At 70.6% G+C, this 6341-nt stretch carries 6 protein-coding genes and 1 pseudogene; 3 read left to right on the forward strand and 4 right to left on the reverse strand.

Features of this window, described 5'->3' with window-relative positions; all coding sequences use genetic code 11:
* Window positions 1–241, forward strand: a pseudogene (locus tag DM816_RS39420) (hypothetical protein); the annotation flags it as partial.
* 393 nt (window positions 242–634) lie between these two features.
* Here the strand turns inward: DM816_RS39420 and DM816_RS39430 are convergent.
* Complete coding sequence (locus DM816_RS39430; RefSeq protein WP_162908315.1) at window positions 635–973, reverse strand: arginase family protein; 339 nt, start codon at window positions 971–973, stop codon at window positions 635–637.
* Window positions 963–1592 (reverse strand): hypothetical protein, encoded by a 630-nt coding sequence (locus tag DM816_RS39435; RefSeq protein ID WP_162908316.1) that lies wholly within the window; start codon window positions 1590–1592, stop codon window positions 963–965. Before DM816_RS39435 ends, DM816_RS39430 begins: the two co-directional genes overlap by 11 nt.
* A 587-nt stretch (window positions 1593–2179) precedes the next feature.
* Between DM816_RS39435 and DM816_RS39445 the strand changes: the two genes are divergently transcribed.
* Window positions 2180–2848 (forward strand): nucleoside/nucleotide kinase family protein, encoded by a 669-nt coding sequence (locus DM816_RS39445; protein WP_117215584.1) that lies wholly within the window; start codon window positions 2180–2182, stop codon window positions 2846–2848.
* Between the two features lie 73 nt (window positions 2849–2921).
* Here the strand turns inward: DM816_RS39445 and DM816_RS43295 are convergent, their stop codons facing one another.
* Window positions 2922–3218 carry an AfsR/SARP family transcriptional regulator gene (locus DM816_RS43295; protein WP_162908317.1) on the reverse strand — a complete coding sequence of 99 codons (297 nt, stop codon included), beginning with the start codon at window positions 3216–3218 and terminating at the stop codon, window positions 2922–2924.
* A gap of 163 nt (window positions 3219–3381) precedes the next feature.
* Between DM816_RS43295 and DM816_RS39455 the strand changes: the two genes are divergently transcribed.
* Window positions 3382–4725, forward strand: coding sequence for a condensation domain-containing protein (locus tag DM816_RS39455; protein ID WP_162908318.1), 1344 nt, complete (start codon window positions 3382–3384; stop codon window positions 4723–4725).
* Here DM816_RS39455 and DM816_RS39460 read toward each other — a convergent pair.
* On the reverse strand, window positions 4666–6341 hold a 1676-nt coding region (locus tag DM816_RS39460; RefSeq protein ID WP_162908319.1), incomplete at its 5' end, for a tetratricopeptide repeat protein. The genes DM816_RS39455 and DM816_RS39460 overlap by 60 nt on opposite strands.

The following is a 6341-nucleotide window of genomic DNA, read 5'->3' on the forward strand; positions in this document are numbered from 1 at the left end:
CCGCCGGCGTGCCGCCGCGACCACGGCCGCCGCGCGCACCCGCAAGCGCAAGGCCGCGGCCAACGTGTCCAGCGGGCGCGAATACCGCCGCATGCCGGACCCCGACGAGGTGATGCGCGCCTACCGCGAGGTCGGCACAGTTTCCGGTCTGGCCGAGCACTTCGACGTTCCGCAGCACACGGTGACGCACTGGGCCCGCCGGCTGCGCAGCCTCGGTTACCAGATCGGCCGCGCCGCCTAGTCAAAATCGCATAGCTGAAGGGCACCGCGCCGGCACGCCGCCAGCCGCGCGGCCACCGCGCCGGTGGGATCGAGCGCCGGGTTGAAAAGGCCACGCTCAGTCCCACCGCGCCGCCCGAGGCCAGCAGCACACCGAGTGCCGCGCCGACCTCGGTGGGCGACAGGCCGCCCGGCAGGCGATAGTCGACCGCGGGCATCTGCTCGTCGTCGATGACGTCCGCGTCGAGATAGATCCAAAAGTCCCGGTTCGGCCGGGCGCGGCGGGCAGCCTCGACCGCGCCCATCGGCGGATCGACGCGAAGTCGACGACGCGGATCGCCGTGTCCTGAATCTGCGGGCTGCCGTAGCGCAGAGTCTGCTCCCGGTCACGCTGGCCGAACTGCACCAGGGCGAACTACTTGCGCGCCAACGCGTCCTGCACCGCGTCGGCGAGCGTGCGCGAATACTCGCCGAGCGCCCGCGCGTTCAACACTCCGGACGGCTCGCGCTCCGGGGCGGCACGGGCCTTCCCCGTAACACTCCGCCCGCTCCGCCGGGCAAGCCCCAAGCCGTGGTAGGACGGCGGCTCGACCAGGGTCGTGCCCGCGACGGGAAGCCCGTCCAGCAGGCCCGCCGCCTCCAGCGCCTCGGGCAGGCGCTCGACCCCACTGCGCCGCAGCCCCAGCCCGGATGGTGCTCTGATGACCGCTATCTGCACGCCGGACAGGTACCCACTGGGCATCTCAGTAGTCACACCAGCCGACATTGGGCAGGCTGGCATAGCCGCCCCAGTAGAGGTTGGCCTCCCGCTCCCAATACATGTGGTCGGCCAGGTAGAGGGCGGCGAACTCCCACCAGTATCTGAACCTCGCCCATTGATAGGAGTGCACCAGCTCATGCCACAGCAGGTGCGGACCCTGCCACTCGATGGTGCTCATCGTGTATCCCCGGTCGAGCATGGCCAGGCGCCGGTAGGATTCGCACTCCAGCTTGGCGTAGAAGCCGTCCTTGGTGTTCGGGTAGAACAGCACGTCGCCGATCGTCATCGGGACGGAACCGCCGGGCGAGAAGCCGAAACAGACTATCTGATAGTACGGGCTGTGCTCGCACGGCAAGTCCAGCCCGAACGCATGCCGGCCGCATGGCGGCGCGGGCAGCGGCGGCAACGGCCGCGCCGAGACCGCGTTGGACGTCCCGCTCTCGCCGGAGGCGTTCGTCGCCGCGACCTTGAACTCATACCAGTCGCCGTTGTTCAGGTATTGGGCCTCAAGCTGGCAGCATCCCGCGACGCCCGGCAGCGGTCGCCACGACTCCCCCGCCGACCCGTTGCGCTGATACACCCAATAGCGGGAGGCTCCCGAACCGGTTGCCACGCAAGGTTTATCGTGCCCTCGGTGGGGTCGGGTGCCGCGGTCAGCCCGGTGGGCGCGGGCGGGACCCGGGTCGGGTCGGGCACCGGAAGCGGCCAGGCCACGTCCACGAAGCGGGGCCGGTAGATCCGCGCGTCGGCGTAGACCTCATCGGGTACCAGAGAATTGACGTTATAAGAGACAAGGATTTTCCCGGACGTTGCCAGTTCCGCGTGAAAGCGGGTGTCGTAGGTGATGATGGCCCGGCCCGGCTGCGGCTGCGGCGCGGTGAACGGGTGCAGCGGTCCCGTCCACGGGCCGGACGGCGACGCGGACGTGTAGGCGACCACGGCCGGGTTGAAGACGAGGTTCGACTCCTGCGTCACGAGGAGGTAGGTGGAGCCGACCTTCTGCACGCCGAAGGCGGTGCCCACGCCGGACAGCAGGCGGGCCGACGCGGACTCCGATGTGGACCGCGTGCGTGCGGGAGATTGCGGCGCGGCGCAGCGCGTGGCGTGCGGGAGATTCGGGCGCGGCGCAGCGCGTGGCGTGCGGGAGATTCGGGCGCGGCGCAGCGCGTGGCTTCAGGCATGGGCAGTAACCTGCGGTAGATGTCCCATGTGCGCGATCATGTTGTTGCCGCCCTCAGCGACGAGCTGGCGCGGCGGGCCGCAGCACACACTCTGCGGGTCTGTGTCGACGGCCCGGACGCGGCGGGCAAAACCACACTGGCCGATGAGCTGGCCGACCGGCTCGGGCGGCATCGGCCGGTCATCCGGCTGTCCATCGATCGATTCCACCTGCCCCAGGCGATCCGGCACCAGCGCGGTCCACTGTCTGCAGAGGGCTACTACCACGACTCGTTCGACTACGAGACGGTCGCCGAAGCTGTGCTGCGTCCGCTCGGCCCTGGCGGCGATGGCCGCTATCTGCCTGCCGTGTTTGACTATCGGACCGAACGCGCCAGCCATGCGGCGAGGCAGCAGGCGCCACCGGGGGCGGTGTTGCTGTTCGACGGCGTGTTCATGCTGCGCCCGAAGTTACGCGACTTCTGGGACATGTCGATCTACCTGCACGTGGATCCCGAAGTGACGTTGCACCGGGCGCGATTGCGCGACCTGGAACTGTTCGGGTCGGTGGAAGCGGTCGAACAACGATACCGGCGCCGCTACTTGCCCGGTCAAGAGCTGTATCGCGCCGACGCACACCCCATCGGCACCGCGACGGTGGTGCTGAACACGAACGACCCTTTGCAGCCTCTTGTTGTCCGCTGGCCCTGAACGCAGGGCTCCCTCGGACTCCGGTTCGCCGGACTCCGCCGCGCGCCCGAGAAGCTCCCGGAAGCGAAGCAGGTCAAGCGAATCGGGGGCTGGCATGCAGGATGTAGCCGCCGTTGTGCGTGCCGGTCAGGTCCTCGCCGTGCGGGCCGAGCGCCTGGCGCAGCCGGGCAATATGGGTGTGCAGCGTCGAGCGGGTGTCGTGCGGGACGCCGCCGTCCCACATGCGCTCGATCAGGTGATCAGGCGACACGAACCGGTTGGCGTTGAGCAGCAGCGCCGCGAGCGCGATCCGCTGCTTGCCAGCGGGGATCGCGATCGCCCTGCCCTCACAGTCGATCTCAAGCGGCCCCAACACGCCGAATCTGATCACTCTTAGCATGGTACCGACGCCGACCCACCCCCGCGCGCATGACCCACGCGAACGGATCGGGGGGAGCCTCGACCGCCTGCCGCTAAAACTCGCCGACGCCGCGCGATCTTTACCCCCCGGATCACTATTCCGGAACGCCCGGCCGGAAAGCCTAAACTTGCGCATGCGTGAGTCTGAGCGGTACCGCGTGCATGTCGAATTCGCCGGGGAGCGGTCCGGCAGCGGTGCCCTGACGTGGGGTCAGCTGAGCATGTGGAAGGCCATGGGGCGCAACCCACCGGGCCACTTCAACATCCCGATGGTGGTCGCCGCGCCCAGGCGCCCGCCCGCCACCGTGCCGCGCGTGGTCGACGTGCTGGCGCGGCTGGTCGAGCGGCATGAGGCGCTGCGCACGACCATAGACGCGCGTCCAATGCAGACGGTGGTGTCCATCGGGCGGCTGCCGGTGGAGGTGACGGAGGTGGGCGATGCCAATGCGGTGGCGGGTGCCGTCGCGGAACTGCGCGCACGGCTGTCGGCGGGGGCGTTCGCGTACCCACAAGAATTCCCCATGCGCACCGGTTTGGTGGCGGTCGACGGTCAGGTGCACCGGATCGTCCTCATCTTCTGCCACGTCGCCACGGACTGGCAGGGAGCCGAGGTGGTCGCGCGAGACATCCGGCTGATGCTGCGCGGTGCGCAGCCGCCAACGCCCCGCCGGCACCCACTGGACCTGGCCCGCTGGCAGCAGACCGAGGGCCAGGAGCAATCCCGCCGCGCCGTGGACTATTGGGCCGGCCAGCACCGGTCGATCCCGGCCACGATGTTCGCCGTCGAGGGTGACCATCCCGACCCGCCGCATCACCAGGCCACGCTGACCTCCCACGCCCTCGACGGCGCGGCCCGCGTGGTCGCCGCGCGGCAGCGGGTCAGCACGACCACCGTGCTGCTGGCCGCGACCGCCGGGCTCATCGGCGCCCGCGCGGGAAACTCGATCTGCGCCATGCACACCCTGGTGAGCAACCGGTTCCAGGAGGGCCACGCCGACGTCGTCGGGATGCTCGGGCAAAACGGCCTGCTGGTCGTCGATCTGGCCGACGACCCAGGGTTCGACCAACTGGTGGAGCGCACGTGGCGGGCCGCGCTGCGCTGTTACCGGCGCGCCTACTACGACCAGGACATGCTCGACACCGCGCTCGCCGAGATACACCGGGAGCGGGCTGCCGTGGTCAACCCGTTCTGCTGCTTCAACGACATGCGCTCCACTATGGACACCGAGCCTGGCCCCCCGGCCGCACTGCCCGACGAGGCCGCGATCCGCGCCGCGCTGCCAGACAGCGCGCTGACGGTCTCGCCGCATGCGCCGCTCAACTGCCGGTTCTGCCTGCGGGTCGAGCCGGCCACGGGCCCGCTGACCGTGACCGTGCTCGCCGACAGCCGCGCCCTGTCCGGGGTCCACATCGGACAGTTACTGGTGGACCTGGAGCGTCGCGTGGTCGACGCCGCCTTTGCCCGACAGCGCGTCTGAGCACAGCCTCTGCAAAACGCCGTATTCGCAGGCCCGCGCGATCGCCTGCGCCTGCGCGAGCAGCGCACGCGGGTCACCCGCGCCCAGCCCGGCCAGGTCGATCAGCACGTGCGCCTCGGTGAACCGGTCGCCCGCGCCACGCGCCAGCGCAAGCGCCTCCATCAGCGTATCCACGCTGCCGTGCAGCGACCCGATGGTGTGCAGCACGCTCGCCTCAAGCCGTGGCTCCGGTGGCTCGCGCGACAGCGCGAGCGCCGCCTTCGCCAGGTCATCGGCCTTGTCGCGCTCGCACCGGTCGCGGTGGATGCGGGCCAGCACGTTGAGCGTCGTGGCCTGTCCCCGGCTGCCGGTCTCGATGTGCAGTTGCAGCGCCTCCGTCAGCCGCTCCCGCGCCTCGTCGAGCCGGCCCATCCAGTACAGCGCGGCGCCGAGGTTGTGCAGGACCAGTGCCTGGCTGCCGACCGCCCGGTTCTTGCGGGCCAGTATCAACGACGCATGGCAATAATCGACGGCCTCATCGAGCAGGCCCAGATCTGTCGCAACGATCGAGAGGTTGTTCAGGTTGACCGCCTCGCCGCCGGTCCAACCGGTGCGCCGGGCGAGCTCCAGCGCCTGCTCCAGCGTGGCTCGCGCGGCCCGGAGCCGCCCGGTCATGCGATACACCGGGCCGAGCGCGCCCAGCGCGCCCGACTCGCCCTCGGCCCAGTGCGCCCGCCGGGCGCAGTCGATCGCGAGATGTAGCTCCTGGATCGCGTCGTCGAATCGCTCAAGACGCCAATGCAGCCTGCCCAGGCTCAGGTGCCCGGCCGCCTCGGCCTGCTCGTTGCGGTCGGCCTGCGCCGCGGACAGGGCGGCGTGCGCGGCGACGGCCCATTCGACAGTCCGCATGCACAGCCAGTAGTAGCCGTGCAGCGTGTCGGCGAGCGTGTATGCGAACACCAGCGGCCCGTGCTCGCTCGCGTAGCGGATCGACTCGGTGAGGTTGGACCGTTCGGCGTCGAGCCAGGCCCGCGCGTCGGCGTGGTCGGACAGCTCCAGCGGGGCGGGCAGCACCAGCGATTCGGGCAGCGGCATCCGGGCCCGCTGCGGGTACAGGCGTTGGGCGGCAACGTCCGCTGTGGACAGGTACCAGCCCAGCAGCCGGTGCAGCACGGTCTCGCCTTCGGGACCCTGCGCCAGCTCGGTGGCGTAGAGCCGCAACAGGTCGTGGCAGCCGAACCGGCCCGGCTCGCGCTCGGCAACGAGATGGGCGTCGGCCAGCCGGGCCAGCAGGCTCGCCGCCCCGTCGCGGGTGACGCCGAGCATCGCCGCGCCGGACTCGGCCGTGATCTCCGCGCCCGGTACCAGACCGAAGCATCGGAACATGCGCCGGGCCGAGGCCGGCAGCGCACGATAGGACACCTCGAAGGCCGCCCGCACGGCCATCTGCTCATCGTCGCGCACCGCCAGCGTGTCCAGGCCGTTGTCGCGACGCAGCCGGGCCACGTAGTCGGTGACCGTCTCATGTGGACGGCTGGACAGGTCGGCGGCCGCGATCCGCAGCGCCAGCGGCAGCCGCGCGCACGCCTCGGCCAGCTGGGTGACCGCGGCCGCCTCGGCCGTCACACGCCGCCCGC

This window comes from Allorhizocola rhizosphaerae (genome assembly GCF_003426775.1).
Taxonomy (GTDB): domain Bacteria; phylum Actinomycetota; class Actinomycetes; order Mycobacteriales; family Micromonosporaceae; genus Allorhizocola; species Allorhizocola rhizosphaerae.